Genomic DNA, 15,822 nt, shown 5'->3' with positions numbered 1-15,822 from the left:
GCCCCGCATCGTCCCCCGCCGCCCTGCCCCGCCGGCCGGAGTGCCCCTGGTCCGGCGCCCGGATCCCGGCAGGCCCCGGCCAGGCCCCCGGTACGGAGCACGCGCGGGGCGGCCGTCCCGCCGGGCCGGTTACCCTGCGGGCATGAACGGCAGCGGCACCGCCCCGACAGCATCGTCCGGGACAGCATCGTCCGGCCGCCGGTCCGGCCCCGGCGCCGCGTACCGGCGGCTCTCCGTCGAGCAGCGGCGGCGCCAGCTGCTGGACGCGGCCCTCGCGCTCTTCGCGGAGCGGGCCCCGGAGGACGTCTCCCTGGACGACGTGGCCCACGCCGCCGAGGTCTCGCGCCCGCTCGTCTACCGCTACTTCCCTGGCGGCAAGCCGCAGTTGTACGAAGCCGCGCTGCGCAGCGCCGCCGACCGGATGGAGCTGTGCTTCGCCGAGCCCCAGACCGGCCCGATGACCCACCGGCTGGCCCGCGCCCTGGACCGCTATCTCGCCTTCGTCGACGAGTACGACGCCGGCTTCAGCGCCCTGCTCCAGGGCGGCAGCGTCGCCGAGACCTCGCGCACCTCGGCCATCGTCGACGAGGTCCGGCGGGCCGCCGCCGAGCAGATCCTCGTCCATCTGGGCGTCACCCGGCCGGGACTGCGGCTGCGCACGGCCGTCCGCACCTGGATCGCGGCGGTCGAGGCCGCCTCGCTGATCTGGCTGGACGAGGAGAAGCAGCCGCCCGCCGGCGAGCTGCGCGACTGGCTGCTCGACCACTTCCTCGCCCTCCTCACCGCCACCGCGGCGCACGACCCGCAGACGGCGGGCGTGCTCAAGGAGACGCTGACGGCGGAGCGGGCGGACGGCCCGGCGGGCGAACTCGCCCGGCGGCTGCTGCCGCTGCTGGCGCGGGCGGGGCACCTGGTGGAACCGGGCGGCCCCGGCGCCGCGGGTCCCGGCGGGGCCACGGCGGACGGCCCGGCAGGCGGCGCGGCCGACGGCCCGGGGGTGGGCGCGTCGTGAGGAGCGAGGAGACGCCCTTCGAGGGCGGGCCGCTGGACGGCCGGGTCCTGCCGGTGCTGACGGGAGCGACCGGAAAGCCGCCGAAGGTCTACGAGATCCCGGTGCCCCAGCCGGACGGCGGCCGGCCCGTGGTCCACGTCTACCGGCGCGAGATCCGCGGCCACAGCAAGCGGCTCGGGCTGCCGCTGGGCTGGAAGTACGTCCACGACCCGGAGGGCCGGCCCGCCACCGGCCCCAACTGGCCCTGGACCCGGCGGAGCCCCGGCGCCTGAACCGGCGCGCCGGGGCCCGTCCGGTCCCGTGTGCGGGCCTACCGGGCGCCCGCGGCCTCGACGAGGTAGCGCTCCGTCTTCTCCGGCTCGAAGAAGAAGTTCTCCAGGTCCGCCGGGTTGTCGAAGGCGTTGGCGAAGCGGTCGGCGACCGGCTGGATCTGCCCGCCCGCGCCGATCAGGTTCAGGACGTGCTCCGGCGGCGGGGCCAGCATCGCGTTCGTCCACTTGACGACGTGCCGGGCGGTCTCCCAGTAGCGGTCGAAGGTGGACTGCATCCACTCCGCGTCGAACGGCTGGTCGCCCCGCTCCAGGATGCTCGCCAGATACGAGGCGGCGCACTTGGCGGCCGAGTTGGAGCCCTGGCCGGTCAGCGGGTCGTTGGCGACGACGACGTCCGCGACGCCCAGCACCAGCCCGCCCGACGGCAGCCGGCCGATCGGCTTGCGCACGGTCGGGGCGTAGCGGCCGGCGAGGGTGCCGCCCGCGTCGGTCAGCTCGACCTTGCCGGCGCGGTCGTACTCCCAGGGCAGGAACCGCTTCATCAGGTCGAGCGTCACGTCGAGGTGCTCGCCGGGGTCCTTGATGGAGTCGAAGACGTCCAGCGGGCCGCCGGGGATGCCCTCCCAGAAGAGGATGTCGGCCCGGCCGGAGAGGGTGTGGGTCGGCATGACGAACATCTCGCCGACGCCCGGCACGAGGTTGCAGCGCACGGCGTCGAAGTCGGGGTGCTCCGGGCGCGGGCCGAGCCCGTGCACGTACGCCACGGCCAGCGCGCGCTGCGGCTTGTCGTACGGGGAGCGGGAGGCGTCCCGGCCGAACATCGAGACGAGCTCGCCCTTGCCGGCCGAGATCAGCACCAGGTCGTAGGAACGGGCGAAGTAGTCCAGGTCGGAGACGGCGGCGCCGTGGATGACGAGCTGCCCGCCGCGCTGCGCGAAGGTCTCCATCCAGCCGGCCATCTTCACCCGCTGGTCGACGGACTGGGCGTAGCCGTCCAGCTTGCCGACCCAGTCGACGGCCCGGCTGCCGTCGGGGCCGGCGACGGAGATGCCGAGGCCCTCGATCCGCGGGGCCTGGCTCTCCCAGAAGTTGAGGCCCAGGTCCCGCTCGTGCTGCAGGGCGGTGTGGAACATGCACTGGGTGGACATGACCCGGCCGGAGCGGATCTCGTCCGCCGTGCGGTTCGACATCAGGGTGACCTCGTAGCCGTGCTGCTGCAGGCCGAGGGCGAGTTGGAGGCCGGACTGGCCGGCTCCGACGACGAGTATCTTCCGCATGGCGGTGGGCTCTCTTTCGCGGTGAGGAACACGGGCGGTACCGCGGAACGGCAGGGGCGCCGGGAGGTCGGAGGCCGGGGTGGCCGGCCTCCGGGGTGACGCGGCTCCGGGGTGCCGGAGCCCCGCGGCCCCGCGGCCACCGGCCGCATGACCGCGACCGCGGACACCGGGGCTCTGAGCTGCGCAACTGCCCCTTCCGGGGCCGGGGGTGAGGTTACGTCACTCGGGTGTCACGTCAAGGGCGTGGGCCACGAGGGCGAGCAGCGAGCGGATCACGGTCACCCGGTCGCGGGCGTCCATGATCTCGACCGGCACGTGGTCCGGCACGGACAGCGCCTCGCGCACGTCCTCCGCCTCGTAGGACTCGGTGCCCTCGAAGTGGTTGACGGCCACGACATACGGCAGCCCGCAGCTCTCGAAGTAGTCGAGGGCCGGGAAGCAGTCCTCCAGCCGCCGGGTGTCGGCCATGACGACCGCGCCGATCGCGCCGCGCACCAGGTCGTCCCACATGAACCAGAAGCGCTTCTGGCCGGGCGTGCCGAAGAGGTAGAGCACCAGCTCGGCGTCGAGGGTGATCCGGCCGAAGTCCATCGCCACGGTCGTCGTGGTCTTCTCCGGGGTCGCCGCGATGTCGTCGACGTCCTCGCTGGCCTGGGTCATCACCGCCTCGGTGGTGAGGGGGGTGATCTCGGAGACCGAGCCGACGAAGGTGGTCTTGCCCACGCCGAACCCGCCCGCCACCACGATCTTGGTGGAGACGGGGGCGCGGTCACGCCCGGTCTGCCAGCTCTGGATGTTCTCGTCCGCGACGGGCGGCGCCGCGGTGGTGGCTCCCGCGGGGGTCATGGTGTCAGAGCCTGCGAAGTCCACTCAGGACCCTTTCGAGCAGTGCGCGGTCCGGGCGGCCGGACTCGGTGCCGGCGCCGTTTCCGTAAACGCGGATCTTTCCCTGGTCGGCCAAGTCGCTGAGCAGCACACGGACCACACCCAGCGGGATGTGGAGCAGCGCGGAGATCTCGGCGACGGAGCGCATCTTGCGGCAGAGCTCGACGATGGCCCGCATCTCGGGCATCACGCGGTCGGCCCAGTTGCCGGCCGTCAGCTCCGGGCGGTCCTCCGGGGCCTCGATGGCCGCGACGAAGGTCTCGACGAGCAGGACGTGCCCGAAGCGGGTCCGGCCGCCGGTCAGCGAATACGGGCGGACCCGGGCCGGTTTGCGCTGCTGGCCGCGGTCCGCGGTGCGGACCGGGAGTTTCGGGGAGGTCACGTGCGGCTCTCCTGGGACTGGCGGAGTTCGTTGCGGACTTCCGGGGTGAGCACGTGTCCGGCCCGGCCGACGAACAGCGCCATGTGATAGGCGACCACGCTCATGTCGCAGTCGGGGGTGGCGTGCACGCCGAGCAGCGAACCGTCGCTGATCGCCATGACGAAGACGCTGCCCTCGTCCATGGCGATCATCGTCTGCTTCACCGGGCCGGCGTCCATCAGCTTGGAGGCGCCATGGGTCAGCGCCCCGACCCCGGAGACGATGGTGGCGAGGTCGGCGCTGGAGCCCCTGGGGCCGCTGCCGTCCCCGGCTCCGGATCCGGCTTCCGCGCCCGCCTCCGCGCCCGTCCCCATGCCCGGGTCGGAGCTGAGCAGCAGCAGGCCGTCGGAGGAGACCACGGCCACCGAGTGGACCCCCGGCACCTCCTCGACCAGGTTCGTCAGAAGCCAGTGCAGATTGCGGGCCTCACTGCTGAGCCCGTGCGCACCGTGCGGCTCCGAGCCGGCCTTCGTATACGCGTTCAACCGCGTGCCTCCTCGACTGTGCCACCGTCGTCCAGTCCCCCGGCGCGGTGCTCTCCGGTCTTCTCGGCGATCTCCGCGTCGGCGTCGCGCCGTCCGTGCTGCGCCCCCTGCTGGAAGCCGCCGAGCTTGCGGCGCAGGGCCTCCGCGTCCACGCTTCTCGCTCTCGCCCGCACGGGGCCGGTCCGTGCCGCCACGGTCTTGGGCGTCCGCTTGGGCAGACCCTTGTCGGTCAGCCGCTTGCCGGGGGCGGGCGGCTGGTCGGCGGGCGGCTGGCCGGCGACGGGCGGCTCGGCGGCGGGGGGCTCGGCGGCGGCGGGCGGCTCGGCGTGGCCGGCCGGGTGCTCCGCGCCGGACGCCGTGGTGCCCTGCTCCGTCCGGCCGGTCTCCGTCCCCGTCGTCCCCGTCGCCGGCTCCGTGGCCGAGGCGGGCGGGGTTCCGGCGGGTTCGGCCGCCGGCCGGGGCAGCGGCGGGGGCAGCCGGAAGGACTGGGTCGGCTCGTCGATGCCGGTCAGGTCGGCGCCGCCCAGGTCCGCGTCATCCGCGGCCCGCGCGTGCTGCTCCTCGCCGGATTCGGCGCGCCGGATGCCGTACGGGTCGTCATCGGCGGCCGCCGTACCCGCGTCCCCGGCGGGGCGGGTGTCCGGGGTCCCCTCTTCCGCCCGCGCGGCCCGCAGGGCCTCCTCGGCGGCCGCGACCAGGGGGTCGTGCTCCGCGCTCCGGGCGAGCCCGGCATAAGCGCCGGGATCGTCCGGGGTTCCGGCGACTGGCGCGTCCTCGTCCGGGTCCGCGTCCGCCGGGACGGGCCCGGGGACGGGCCCGGGGGCGGGCTCCGCGCCGGGTTCCTCCGCCGGGGTGCCGGCGGCGGGCAGGCCCGGGAGGACAGCCTCGTCCGAGCCGGAGCCGACGGCGTCCGTACCCGCGTCCGTGCCGGTGTCCGTGTCCGTGTCAGTGTCCGCGGCGAGGGACACCGCAGGGGTTCCGGGTTCGTCCGCCACCGGGTCCGCGAGCGGGGCGGGGGCGGGCTCCGGAACCGTAACGGGCTGGTCCGCCACGGGATATGACGCGGCCGGGGCCGGGCTCTTCCCGGCGGGTCCCGGGCCGGAGGCGTCCGCCGGGGAGGACGCGGCAGGGTCCGCGGCATCGGGCCGTGCTCCCGCACCGGCCGGGGCTGTGTCCGTTCCGTCCGCCGCCCCGGCGGCCGTGCCGGTGTCCGCACCGGCCTCCGTGGTGTCCTCGCCGGCCGCGCCGGCCTCGCTCGCCGAGGCGTCCCCGCGCCGGGGCAGGGAGCCGCCGCGGCGGTGCGGCAGGGCGTTCGAGTTGGCCTCGGCGACCGAGCCGGGCAGCGAGACACCCGTGGCCCTGGTCTCACCGGACTTCACGTGGGAGGGCTCCGGCCGGGTCGGCAGGAGGGAGGTCGGCAGCACGACGACGGCCGTCACCCCGCCCTGCGCCCGGTCGCGCAGCTCGACCCGGATGCCGTGCCGCGCGGCGAGCCGCGCGACCACGTACAGGCCGAGGCCCAAGGCGTCCTCGTCGGCGCCGGCGGCCTCGCCGTCGGGGTCGGCGAGCCGGGCGTTGACCTCGGCCAGCCGCTCCTCCGTCATGCCGATGCCCCGGTCCTCGACGGAGAGCATCACCTCGCCCTGCTCCATCTGCCAGCCGGAGAGCTCGACCTCGTCCTCCGGCGGGGAGAAAGCGGCGGCGTTCTCCAGCAGTTCGGCGACGAGGTGGCTGAGGGCGTCGGCGGCGAATCCGGCGACCCGCGCGTGCGGGGGGAGCGACTGGATGCGGACCCGCTCATAGCGCTCGATCTCGCTGACCGAGGCACGCAGCACGTCGAGCAGGGGAACGGAGGCGCTGTGCGTGGTGGTGTGCTCGGCGCCCGAGAGGACCAGCAGGTTCTCGCTGTGCCGCCGCATCCGGGTGGCGAGGTGGTCGAGCTTGTACAGCGCTTCGAGGTGCTCGGGCTCGCGCGCCCGCTCCTCCAGGCCCTCGATGAGGCCGAGCTGGCGTTCGACGAGGCCGAGGGTGCGCAGCGACAGATTGACGAAGCTGCTGTGCACCCGGTCCTGGAGGCCGCTGAGCCGCTCCGCGAGATCGCTCTTCTGCCGGGCCAGTTCGTCGCGCTTGTCGGCGAGCTTCTGCCGCTCGCGGATCAGACCGCCGCGCTCGGCGCGGAGCTTCTCCAGCTCCTGGTGGAAGCCCTCCGCCTTGGCGCGCAGTTCGTTGACGGCGCGCACGGCCTCGGCGTACTCGTCGTTGCGGCCGGTGAACCTCACCGGCTCCTCGCCGACCGGGTCGGCGGCGACGCGCCGGGCGCCGAGCCGCAGCACGGCCAGGGGCCGGGTCATGGAACGGGCCGCGGACGTGCCGGCGCCGACGGCGATCAGCACGCAGGCGGCGAGCAGTCCGACGGCCAGCTCCAGGGACCGCACGTCGTCGTCGCGGAGAGCGGCGAGCCGGGCGGACTCCTCGGTGGTGAGGGCGGACTCGGCGGCGCGCATCAGATCGATCCGGCCGGACAGCGCGGTGTCCACGCGCTTCTGATTCAGGGCCAGTTCGGCCGGGGACAGCTGCGGCTGGTCGGTGAGGGTCTTGAGATAGCGCTCCGCCCGGTTCGCCTCGTCGCCGGTGACGGTGCCGTCGTAGCGGTCCTTGGCGGCGGCCGGGGCCGTCTGCCGGAAGTCGGCGACCGCCGCGAGCTCCTGGACGCGGGTGCGCTGGGCGGTGGCGGTCAGTTCGCCCTCGCCGCCGGCGGCCAGTGCGCCGAGCAGCAGGGTGCGGGTGGCGGCGGCCTGCTCCACGGCGCGGCCCAGGCCGGACAGCGCGTCGGCGGGGCCGTCGGCGGCGCGCGGCGGGATGCGGCGCGCGAGGTCGGCGGAGACCCCGTGCAGCGCCTGCACCAGCTGGGTGTAGCGGGCGAAGGTCTCGGAGGCCGGACCGGAGCCGGTCAGCGCCGACTGCCGGATGGCCGGAAGCTCCGCGAGCTTGCGGTCCAGGGCGTCGGGGGCGTTCTCCCGGATCTCCTCCAGCCGGCGGTCGACGCCGGCGCGCCGCTTCTCGGAGATGCCCGTGGCGCTGCCCGAGCCGGCGGCACGGCCCGCGGCGACGAAGCGCGTCATCGTGTCGCGCTCGTCGGCCAGCGAGTGGGCCAGCACCACGGCCTGGGCGTTCAGCTCGGAGAGCGTGACCAGCCGCTGGGAGTCGTTGAGGTCGGAGGAGGCCGCGATGACGGCGGGCGCACCGGCCCCGGCGACGGCCGCGGCGACCACGGCCACCGAGATCACGAGCCGGTTGCGGACCTTGGCCGTGCGCTTCCCGGGCGGTGCGGAGGCCGCTCCCCCGGTCTGTGCCGACTCACGTTCCTTGCCCCGAGGCCGCATTCTTCGCACCGGTGCTCGCAATCTTGTCTCGTCTCCGCAGGGCCGAGGCTCCGGCGATCCGCTCGCATTCCTCGTGCCCCTGGGGCGCGGAGCGCCGACGGGCGCGTTCTCCCCGTACCGGCAACGGAATTCGACGATTCCACCGACCGTGTGAATGGGGCCGCCCATCGCCCGCCTGGCCACCCGAACGAGTGAACATCAATCCGGAGTTGGCGAACAACCCCGGTGCGGCACCGCGGCGCCGCCGCCCGGGGCGCCGGTTGGAAAACGCCGGCCGGTGCTGGCAGGATGTGCGCCCGCACATTCCACCGGCCGGTGATTTACGGGAAATTCCGGCACCTCGGCCGTTTCCCGGCCGACGCACCGGCCGTCACCGCAGGTCACCACGGCCGCGGGAGCGCGGGCCGCGGTCCGGCAGACTGACCGCATGCGCATCGACCTCACCACGGAGCCGGGCGATCCCCGCATCCCCAACGAGGACTACGCGTCGGTGGCCCTGCCCGCGTCCGGCGCGGGTGGCTCACTGGTCGTCCTGGACGGTGTCACGCCCCCCGAGGACGGCGGCGGGTGCGTACACGGAGTGCCGTGGTTCACCGCGCGGCTCGGCGGGGCCCTGCTCGAACTGTCCGGTTCGCGGCGGGATATGACCCTCCGGGAATGCCTCGCGGAAGCAATCGAACGCACCGCCGATGCCCACGGATCAGCCTGTGAGCTTTCTCACGTTCAAACACCGCAGGCGACGGTCGTGGCCGCCCGCTGGGACGAGCGGAGCGTCGAGCATCTGGTGCTCTCCGACTCCGTCCTGCTCATCGAACGGCGGGACGGCCGGGTCACCGCGGAACGGGACGACCGGCTGTCCCGGCTGCCGCCCCACGTGCCGGAGCTGCGCGCCGCCGTACGGGCCCTGCCGCCCGGCTCCGCCGCACGCGCGGCGCGGGCCGCCGAGTACGTCCGCGCGGTGGAGGCCCTGCGCAACGCGGAGGGCGGGTTCTTCACCGCCGCCGCCGATCCGGCGGTCGCCGCCCGGGCCGTCACCGGCTCCGTACCGCGCGCGGAGGTGCGCTCCCTGACGGCGCTGACGGACGGCGCGACGCGCTGGGTCGAGGTCTTCCGGCAGGGCACCTGGGCCGACTGCCCCGCGCTGCTCCGCGCGGAGGGGACGGCCGGGCTGCTGCGGCGGGTGCGGGCGGCGGAGACCGCGGACCCGCGGGGCAACGCCTTCCCGCGGGGCAAGCGGCACGACGACGCCACGGCGGTCCACGCGGAGTTCTAGGGCGGGGCCGGGGGGCGTGCCGGGCGTGCGCCCGGCGTGTACGCCCGGGGGTCCGGCGGTCCTACAGGTCCGGAGGCCGGCGGGTCCTGTGCTCCGGACCGGGGCCGGGGGGCCTTCCGGAAGGACGCGGGATGGCCCCGGGGCCGGCACGCGGCGGGGTGCCCGCGCTCAAGTGGCCTGCGAATAGGGAGGTTTGAGGAGACGGCGGGTGCGGAAGAATCTCTGGCCCGCCGGAGCCGTTCCCCTCCGGGCTCGGACCGCCGGGCCCCAGCCGATCATCCGGCTTCCGGGCTGCGGCTCGGCAGGGCTCCCGGGCTGCGGCTCGCCAGGGTTTGCGGGCGGTCGGGCGGCCGGGCCGCAAGGGCCACCCGGCACCGCCGGGCCGGCCGCTGCCGGGGCCGTCCGGCCGGCGGCTCAGTCCTCCGCGCCGCCGAGCTCGTTCAGCCGGTGCAGCAGGCGCGCGAGTTCGGCGATCTCCGTCCGGTCCCAGCTCCGCAGCTTGCGGGCGTAGCGCTCACGGCGGGCGCGGCGCACGGCGGAGAAGCGGCCGGCGCCCTCCTCGGTCAGGGTCACCAGCGAGGCGCGTCCATCGGCCGGGTCCGGCCGCCGGGTGACGATGCCCAGCTCCTCCAGGGCGCGGAGCTGGCGGCTCATGGTGGCCTTGCCGACACCGAAGTACGCGGCGAGTGCGGTGGCCCGCTGCTCCCCCGCCTCCGACAGCCGCACCAGCAGTCCGTAGGCGGCGGGCTCCAGATCGGGATGGACCTCGCGGGCCACCTCGCCGGAGGAGGCGCGGGCCCGGCGCAGAAAGACGGACAACTCCCGTTCCAGCGCCAGAAAGGCGCTGTCCCCGGGCGTGCCACCGGCCGTATCCCGCTCCGGGGGATCTCCGGCCGCTGCGGCCCGGGTGACGTCTCCGGCTTCGGTCCGGCGCATCTCTGGGTCCTCCCCCGGCTTTCCGTTCCCGTCGTTTCCGGGACGGAATTCGCTTTCGGCGGCGAGTACCGCCGCGGTGCCCGCCAGTATTTCGCAGGATCGGTCCCCTGACAGCAACCGGCCCCTTACCGGCCGCTCTTCCCGGCCGCCTCTCCCACGGCGCCTACGGGAAGCGGCGGGAAGCGGCCGCTTCCTTTTTTGCGCCTTCACGCCCCCTGTGCCGGTTCGCGCCTCCCGCACGCCCCCCTCACGGCGCCCCGGCGTCTCCGTGCGGCTCCCCCGGGATCCCCCGTGCGGTTCCCGCGCCGCGTCACCGCACAGCCGCACAGCCGCACGGCCGCACCGCCCCATCGCCAAGGCCCGGCGCCCCGGCCCCGCTGCCCCCTCGCGCCGCGACGCGCGCCGCCCCCGTGCCGTGCGCCCTGCGGCGCGTACGGACGGGGGCGGAGAACCTGGGGCGGGGAGAGGGGAAGCGGCGACGAGTGGGGGGAAGGGCGGGCCGGGAGCCGACGCCCGGGCCCTGCGTCACGAGGGCCGGGCCCGTCGCGCCGAGGGCCGGGAGCGCCCCGCCCCCCGCCCGCCGGTCAGACCGCGAGCGGCAGTTCCGGCTCGCTGCCCGACGGACCGCTCCCGTCCGCCCGCTGCCCCGTGCCGGCCGGCTCCAGCGCCAGCCGCAGCACCTGCCGGACGTCGGAGACCGGGTGCACCTCCAGCTTCTCCAGCACCTCGGCGGGCACGTCGTCCAGATCGGCCTCGTTCCGCTTGGGGATGACGACGGTGGTGATCCCGGCCCGGTGCGCGGCGAGCAGCTTCTGCTTGACGCCGCCGACGGGCAGCACCCGCCCCGTCAGCGACACCTCGCCGGTCATCGCCACGTCCGGGCGCACCCGGCGGCCGGAGAGCAGGGAGGCGAGCGCCGTCGTCATGGTGACCCCGGCGCTGGGCCCGTCCTTCGGCACGGCGCCGGCCGGGACGTGCAGATGCACACCGCGGTCGTTGAAGTCGCCCACGGGGAGCTCCAGTTCGGCGCCCCGGCTGCGCAGGAAGGAGAGGGCGATCTGCGCGGACTCCTTCATCACGTCGCCGAGCTGGCCGGTGATCTGGAGGCCGGTGGCCCCGGTCTCCCGGTCGGCGAGCGAGGCCTCGACGTAGAGGACGTCGCCGCCCGCGCCCGTGACGGCCAGTCCGGTCGCCACACCCGGCACGGCGGTGCGCCGCTCCCGCGGGTCCTGCGCGGACTCGGGGACGTGGTGCGGGCGGCCGAGGTAGTCGCGCAGGTCGTCCGGGCCGATGGTGACGGGCAGCTCCAGCTCGCCGAGTTCCTGCCGGGCGGCGGCCTTGCGGAGCAGCCGGGCGACGGCGCGCTCCAGGTTCCGCACCCCGGCCTCGCGGGTGTACTCGCCGGCGAGCTTGCGCAGCGCGGCCTCCTCCAGGACGACCTCGCCCTCCGCCAGACCGGCCCGTTCGAGCTGCCGGGCCAGCAGGTGGTCGCGGGCGATGGTGACCTTCTCGTCCTCGGTGTAGCCGTCGAGCCGGACGAGTTCCATCCGGTCGAGCAGCGCCTCCGGGATGGCCTCCAGGACATTGGCGGTGGCGAGGAAGACCACGTCGGAGAGGTCGAGTTCGACCTCCAGGTAGTGGTCGCGGAAGGTGTGGTTCTGCGCCGGGTCGAGCACTTCCAGCAGGGCGGCGGCCGGGTCGCCCCGGAAGTCGGAGCCGACCTTGTCGATCTCGTCGAGGAGGACGACGGGGTTCATCGACCCGGCCTCCTTGACCGCCCGCACGATGCGGCCCGGCAGCGCGCCGACGTAGGTGCGGCGGTGGCCGCGGATCTCCGCCTCGTCGCGGACGCCGCCGAGCGCCACCCGGACGAACTTCCGCCCCATCGCGCGGGCGACGGACTCGCCGAGCGAGGTCTTCCCGACGCCGGGCGGGCCGACGAGCGCCAGGACGGCGCCGCCCCGGCGCCCGCCGACCACCCCGAGGCCGCGCTCGGCCCGGCGCTTGCGCACCGCGAGGTACTCGGTGATGCGTTCCTTGACGTCCGCGAGGCCGGCGTGGTCGGCGTCGAGGACGGCCTTGGCGCCGGGGATGTCGTAGGCGTCCTCGGTGTGCTCGTTCCAGGGCATCTCCAGGACGGTGTCGAGCCAGGTCCGGATCCAGCTGCCCTCGGGGCTCTGGTCGGAGGCGCGTTCGAGCTTGCCGACCTCCTTGAGGGCCGCCTCGCGCACCTTCTCCGGGAGGCCGGCGGCCTCGACCCGGGCGCGGTAGTCGCCGGACTCGTCCTCCGGTTCGCCGTTGAGCTCGCGGAGCTCCTTGCGGACGGCCTCCAGCTGGCGGCGCAGGAGGAACTCGCGCTGCTGCTTGTCGACGCCCTCCTGGACGTCCTTGGCGATGGACTCGGCGACATCCTGCTCGGCCAGGTGTTCGCTCAGCCACTTCACGGCGAGCTTCAGCCGGGCCACCGGGTCGGTGGTCTCCAGCAGTTCGACGCGCTGCTCGGCGGTGAGGAACGGCGAGTAGCCGGAGTTGTCGGCGAGCTGGCCGGCGTCGTCGATCTGCTGGACGCGGTCCACGACCTGCCAGGCGCCGCGCTTGCGCAGCCAGCTGGCGGCGAGGGCCTTGTACTCCTTCATCAGCTCGGTGACGGCACCGGGCACCGGGTCGGGCCCCGGCTCGTCGGCCGGGCGGCCCTCCACCCAGAGCGCGGCCCCCGGCCCGGTGGTGCCCGCGCCGATCCGCACCCGGCTCACGCCCCGGATGAGCGCGCCCGGGTCGCCGCCGGAGAGCCGGCCGACCTGTTCGACGGTGCCGAGCGTGCCGACGGCGGCGTACGTGCCGTCGATCCGCGGCACCAGCAGCACCTGCGGCTTGCCGCCGCTCTCCCCGGTCCCCCCGTTCCCCCCGCCGCTTCCCGCGGCGGCCTGCGCGGCTTCCACCGCGGCCCGCACATCCGTGTCGGACAGGTCCAGCGGCACCACCATGCCGGGCAGGACCACCTCGTCGTCAAGAGGCAGCACCGGCAGGGTGAGTGACGTAGACATCGAAGCCATGATCTCCCCTTCGGCAGGCAAGTTGAGCTGTAAAGACTCAATGTCTCTGCTGCCCCGGGTGTTCCCCCTCCCCTGTTCGCTCGCAGCGAACGCGATGACGCGAACGGGACGAGGGACGGCCAAGTCCCCGCCGCCCGGGAGGCCGTGACGACCGCGCGGGCCAACCCCCCGCCGGGCCCGCGCGATGTCCGCGAGGGCCCCACCGGGGCGACGAGGCCCCGGTCAGCCGCCCACGTACGCCGCGAGGTGCTCGCCGGTGAGGGTGGAGCGGGAGGCCACCAAGTCGGCCGGGGTGCCCTCGAAGACGACCCGGCCGCCGTCGTGCCCGGCCCCGGGACCGAGGTCGATGATCCAGTCGGCGTGCGCCATGACGGCCTGGTGGTGCTCGATGACGATGACCGACTTGCCGGAGTCGACGAGCCGGTCGAGCAGGCCGAGCAGATGCTCGACATCGGCGAGGTGGAGGCCGGTGGTCGGCTCGTCGAGGACGTAGACGCCGCCCTTCTCGCCCATGTGGGTGGCCAGTTTGAGCCGCTGGCGCTCGCCGCCGGACAGCGTGGTGAGCGGCTGGCCGAGGCCGAGATAGCCCAGCCCCACCTGTTCCAGCCGCTGCAGGACCCGGTGCGCCGCCGGCGTGCGCGCCTCACCGGAGCCGAAGAACTCCGCCGCCTCGGTCACCGGCATCGCGAGCACCTCGCTGATGTCGCGGCCGCCGAGACGGTACTCCAGCACGTGGGCCTGGAACCGCTTGCCCTCGCACTCCTCGCAGACGGTGGCGACGCCCGCCATCATCGCCAGATCGGTGTAGATCACGCCGGCGCCGTTGCAGTTCGGGCAGGCGCCCTCGGAGTTGGCGCTGAACAGCGCCGGCTTGACGCCGTTGGCCTTGGCGAACGCCTTGCGGACCGGGTCGAGCAGCCCCGTGTACGTCGCCGGGTTGCTCCGCCGCGAACCGCGGATCGCCGACTGGTCCACCGCGACCACACCGTGGTCCGCAGCCGCGGAACCGGCCACCACCGACCCGTGGATCAGCGAACTCTTGCCCGACCCAGCGACGCCCGTGACGACGCACAGCACGCCGAGCGGGATGTCGACGTCCACGTCCCGCAGATTGTTGGCTCCGGCGCCGCGCACCTCCAGTACGCCCGCCGGCTTCCGCACCGACGGCTTCAGGGCGGCCCGGTCGTCCAGGTGCCGTCCCGTCAGCGTGCCACCGGACCGCAGCTCCTCGACGGTGCCCTCGAAGCAGACGGTGCCGCCGGCCGTACCGGCACCCGGCCCCAGATCGACGACATGGTCGGCGATCGCGATCGTCTCCGGCTTGTGCTCCACGACGAGGACCGTGTTGCCCTTGTCCCGCAGCCGCAGCAGCAAGTCGTTCATCCGCTGGATGTCGTGCGGGTGCAGGCCGATGGTGGGCTCGTCGAACACGTAGGTGACGTCGGTGAGCGCGGAGCCGAGATGGCGGACCATCTTGACGCGCTGCGCCTCGCCACCCGACAGCGTGCCCGCCGGCCGGTCGAGCGAGAGATAGCCGAGGCCGATCTCCGTGAACGAGTCGAGCGTCCGCTCCAGCGCGGTGAGCAGCGGCGCCAGCCCCGGCTCGTCGAGCCCGCGGACCCACTCCGCCAGATCGCTGATCTGCATCGCCGAGCAGTCGGCGATGTTGAGCCCGGCGACCCGGGACGACCTGGCCGCCTCGCTGAGCCGGGTGCCGCCGCACTCCGGGCAGGCGGTGAAGGTGACCGCCCGGTCCACGAACGCCCTGATGTGCGGCTGCATCGCCTCCCGGTCCTTGGCCAGGAACGACTTCCGGATCTTCGGGATCAGCCCCTCGTAGGTGAGGTTGACGCCCTGGACCTTCACCTTGACCGGTTCGTGGTGGAGGAAGTCGCGCATCTCCCGCTCGGTGAAGTCGCGGATCGGCTTGTCCGGGTCGAGGAAGCCCGACTCGGCGTAGAGCCGCACCGTCCACCAGCTGTCCGACTTCCAGCCGGGGATGGTGAACGCGCCCCCGGCGATCGACTTGGAGTCGTCGTAGAGCTGCGCGAGGTCGATGTCGGTGACCGTCCCCCGGCCCTCGCAGCGCGGGCACATGCCGCCGGTGCGGGTGAAGGTCGCCTTCTGCGTCTTCTTGCCGCCGCGCTCGACGGTGATCGCGCCGCTCGCCCGGACCGAGGGGACGTTGAAGGCGAACGCGCCGGGCGGGCCGATGTGCGGCTGCCCGAGCCGGCTGAAGAGGACGCGCAGCATCGCGCCGGCGTCGGTGGCCGTGCCGACGGTGGAGCGGGGGTCGGACCCCATGCGCTGCTGGTCGACGATGATCGCCGTCGTCAGCCCTTCGAGGACGTCGACCTCGGGCCGCGCCAGGGTGGGCATGAAGCCCTGGACGAAGGCGCTGTAGGTCTCGTTGATCAGCCGCTGCGACTCCGCGGCGATCGTGCCGAACACCAGCGAGCTCTTGCCCGAGCCGGAGACCCCGGTGAACACCGTCAGCCGGCGCTTGGGGATGTCGATGCTGACGTCCTTGAGGTTGTTCTCGCGCGCGCCGTGCACGCGGATCACCTCGTGGCTGTCGGCGGTGTGCGGCGCGGGCGGCCGCTCGTCCGTCGTCCCGGCCCCGCTCATCGGCTCCCCCTCTCGCGGGCGGCGGATCGCCGGCTCACGGGACCGTCGCTCACGGCCGGCTGGGCCGGCTGGAGCACGGCGTGTTTCCGGCCGGACCGCGGACGGCGCGGTCGCGGAAGGGGGCGCTGGGAGTTCTCGGTGTCCATGCGGTCACGCTACGGGCGGTGCGGCGGGCCCGGCTTCTTCATTCCTGACCG

At 74.5% G+C, this 15,822-nt stretch carries 11 protein-coding genes; 3 read left to right on the top strand and 8 right to left on the bottom strand.

Going from position 1 to position 15,822, the window contains the following annotated elements; translation table 11 throughout:
• Window positions 1–142 precede the first annotated feature (142 nt).
• On the top strand, window positions 143–1,012 hold the full coding sequence (locus tag IF83_RS0117350) for a TetR/AcrR family transcriptional regulator (protein WP_078843554.1): 870 nt from the start codon (window positions 143–145) through the stop codon (window positions 1,010–1,012).
• Window positions 1,009–1,284: a hypothetical protein gene (locus IF83_RS0117345; RefSeq protein ID WP_030545109.1), complete on the top strand. Its 276-nt coding sequence runs from the start codon at window positions 1,009–1,011 to the stop codon at window positions 1,282–1,284. The genes IF83_RS0117350 and IF83_RS0117345 overlap by 4 nt, the downstream gene beginning before the upstream one ends.
• A gap of 38 nt (window positions 1,285–1,322) precedes the next feature.
• Here the strand turns inward: IF83_RS0117345 and IF83_RS0117340 are convergent, their stop codons facing one another.
• From IF83_RS0117340 to IF83_RS0117320, 5 genes are all read right to left on the bottom strand, one after another.
• Window positions 1,323–2,561 (bottom strand): styrene monooxygenase/indole monooxygenase family protein, encoded by a 1,239-nt coding sequence (locus tag IF83_RS0117340; RefSeq protein ID WP_030545108.1) that lies wholly within the window; start codon window positions 2,559–2,561, stop codon window positions 1,323–1,325.
• Window positions 2,562–2,780: 219 nt separating this feature from the next.
• Window positions 2,781–3,407, bottom strand: coding sequence for a GTP-binding protein (locus IF83_RS0117335; protein WP_037680256.1), 627 nt, complete (start codon window positions 3,405–3,407; stop codon window positions 2,781–2,783).
• A gap of 4 nt (window positions 3,408–3,411) precedes the next feature.
• Window positions 3,412–3,828, bottom strand: coding sequence for a DUF742 domain-containing protein (locus tag IF83_RS0117330; protein WP_030545106.1), 417 nt, complete (start codon window positions 3,826–3,828; stop codon window positions 3,412–3,414).
• A complete protein-coding gene (locus IF83_RS0117325; RefSeq protein WP_030545105.1) occupies window positions 3,825–4,352 on the bottom strand; it encodes a roadblock/LC7 domain-containing protein in 528 nt (175 codons plus the stop codon). Before IF83_RS0117325 ends, IF83_RS0117330 begins: the two co-directional genes overlap by 4 nt.
• Entirely contained in the window at window positions 4,349–7,735 is a 3,387-nt protein-coding gene (locus tag IF83_RS0117320) for a nitrate- and nitrite sensing domain-containing protein (RefSeq protein WP_051722849.1), read from the bottom strand. Before IF83_RS0117320 ends, IF83_RS0117325 begins: the two co-directional genes overlap by 4 nt.
• 427 nt (window positions 7,736–8,162) lie before the next feature.
• Here IF83_RS0117320 and IF83_RS0117315 point away from each other — a divergent pair, with 427 nt between their 5' ends.
• Window positions 8,163–9,008 carry a hypothetical protein gene (locus IF83_RS0117315; protein WP_030545103.1) on the top strand — a complete coding sequence of 282 codons (846 nt, stop codon included), beginning with the start codon at window positions 8,163–8,165 and terminating at the stop codon, window positions 9,006–9,008.
• A 414-nt stretch (window positions 9,009–9,422) separates the two neighbouring features.
• On the opposite strand, the gene IF83_RS0117310 is transcribed toward IF83_RS0117315, so the two are convergent.
• The 3 genes from IF83_RS0117310 to IF83_RS0117300 form a co-directional block, all read right to left on the bottom strand.
• Entirely contained in the window at window positions 9,423–9,944 is a 522-nt protein-coding gene (locus IF83_RS0117310) for a MarR family winged helix-turn-helix transcriptional regulator (RefSeq protein WP_051722848.1), read from the bottom strand.
• A 584-nt stretch (window positions 9,945–10,528) separates the two neighbouring features.
• Window positions 10,529–12,997 carry an endopeptidase La gene (gene lon / locus IF83_RS0117305; RefSeq protein ID WP_030545101.1) on the bottom strand — a complete coding sequence of 823 codons (2,469 nt, stop codon included), beginning with the start codon at window positions 12,995–12,997 and terminating at the stop codon, window positions 10,529–10,531.
• A 222-nt stretch (window positions 12,998–13,219) separates the two neighbouring features.
• Window positions 13,220–15,625 carry an ATP-binding cassette domain-containing protein gene (locus IF83_RS0117300; RefSeq protein WP_030545100.1) on the bottom strand — a complete coding sequence of 802 codons (2,406 nt, stop codon included), beginning with the start codon at window positions 15,623–15,625 and terminating at the stop codon, window positions 13,220–13,222.
• Window positions 15,626–15,822 lie beyond the last annotated feature (197 nt).

The sequence above is a fragment of the Streptomyces albus subsp. albus genome (assembly GCF_000719865.1).
Classification (GTDB): Bacteria; Actinomycetota; Actinomycetes; order Streptomycetales; family Streptomycetaceae; genus Streptomyces; species Streptomyces albus_E.
The sequence above is the reverse complement of the archived record's forward strand: the minus strand, read 5'-3'. Positions and strand labels throughout refer to the sequence as shown.

Excerpts from the sequence above, each read along its gene's own strand:
- IF83_RS0117300 (WP_030545100.1), bottom strand. The coding sequence starts at position 15,625 with ATGAGCGGGGCCGGGACGACGGACGAGCGGCCGCCCGCGCCGCACACC.
- IF83_RS0117310 (WP_051722848.1), bottom strand. The coding sequence starts at position 9,944 with ATGCGCCGGACCGAAGCCGGAGACGTCACCCGGGCCGCAGCGGCCGGA.
- IF83_RS0117320 (WP_051722849.1), bottom strand. The coding sequence starts at position 7,735 with ATGCGGCCTCGGGGCAAGGAACGTGAGTCGGCACAGACCGGGGGAGCG.
- IF83_RS0117335 (WP_037680256.1), bottom strand. The coding sequence starts at position 3,407 with ATGACCCCCGCGGGAGCCACCACCGCGGCGCCGCCCGTCGCGGACGAG.
- IF83_RS0117350 (WP_078843554.1), top strand. The coding sequence starts at position 143 with ATGAACGGCAGCGGCACCGCCCCGACAGCATCGTCCGGGACAGCATCG.
- IF83_RS0117315 (WP_030545103.1), top strand. The coding sequence starts at position 8,163 with ATGCGCATCGACCTCACCACGGAGCCGGGCGATCCCCGCATCCCCAAC.
- IF83_RS0117340 (WP_030545108.1), bottom strand. The coding sequence starts at position 2,561 with ATGCGGAAGATACTCGTCGTCGGAGCCGGCCAGTCCGGCCTCCAACTC.
- lon (WP_030545101.1), bottom strand. The coding sequence starts at position 12,997 with ATGGCTTCGATGTCTACGTCACTCACCCTGCCGGTGCTGCCTCTTGAC.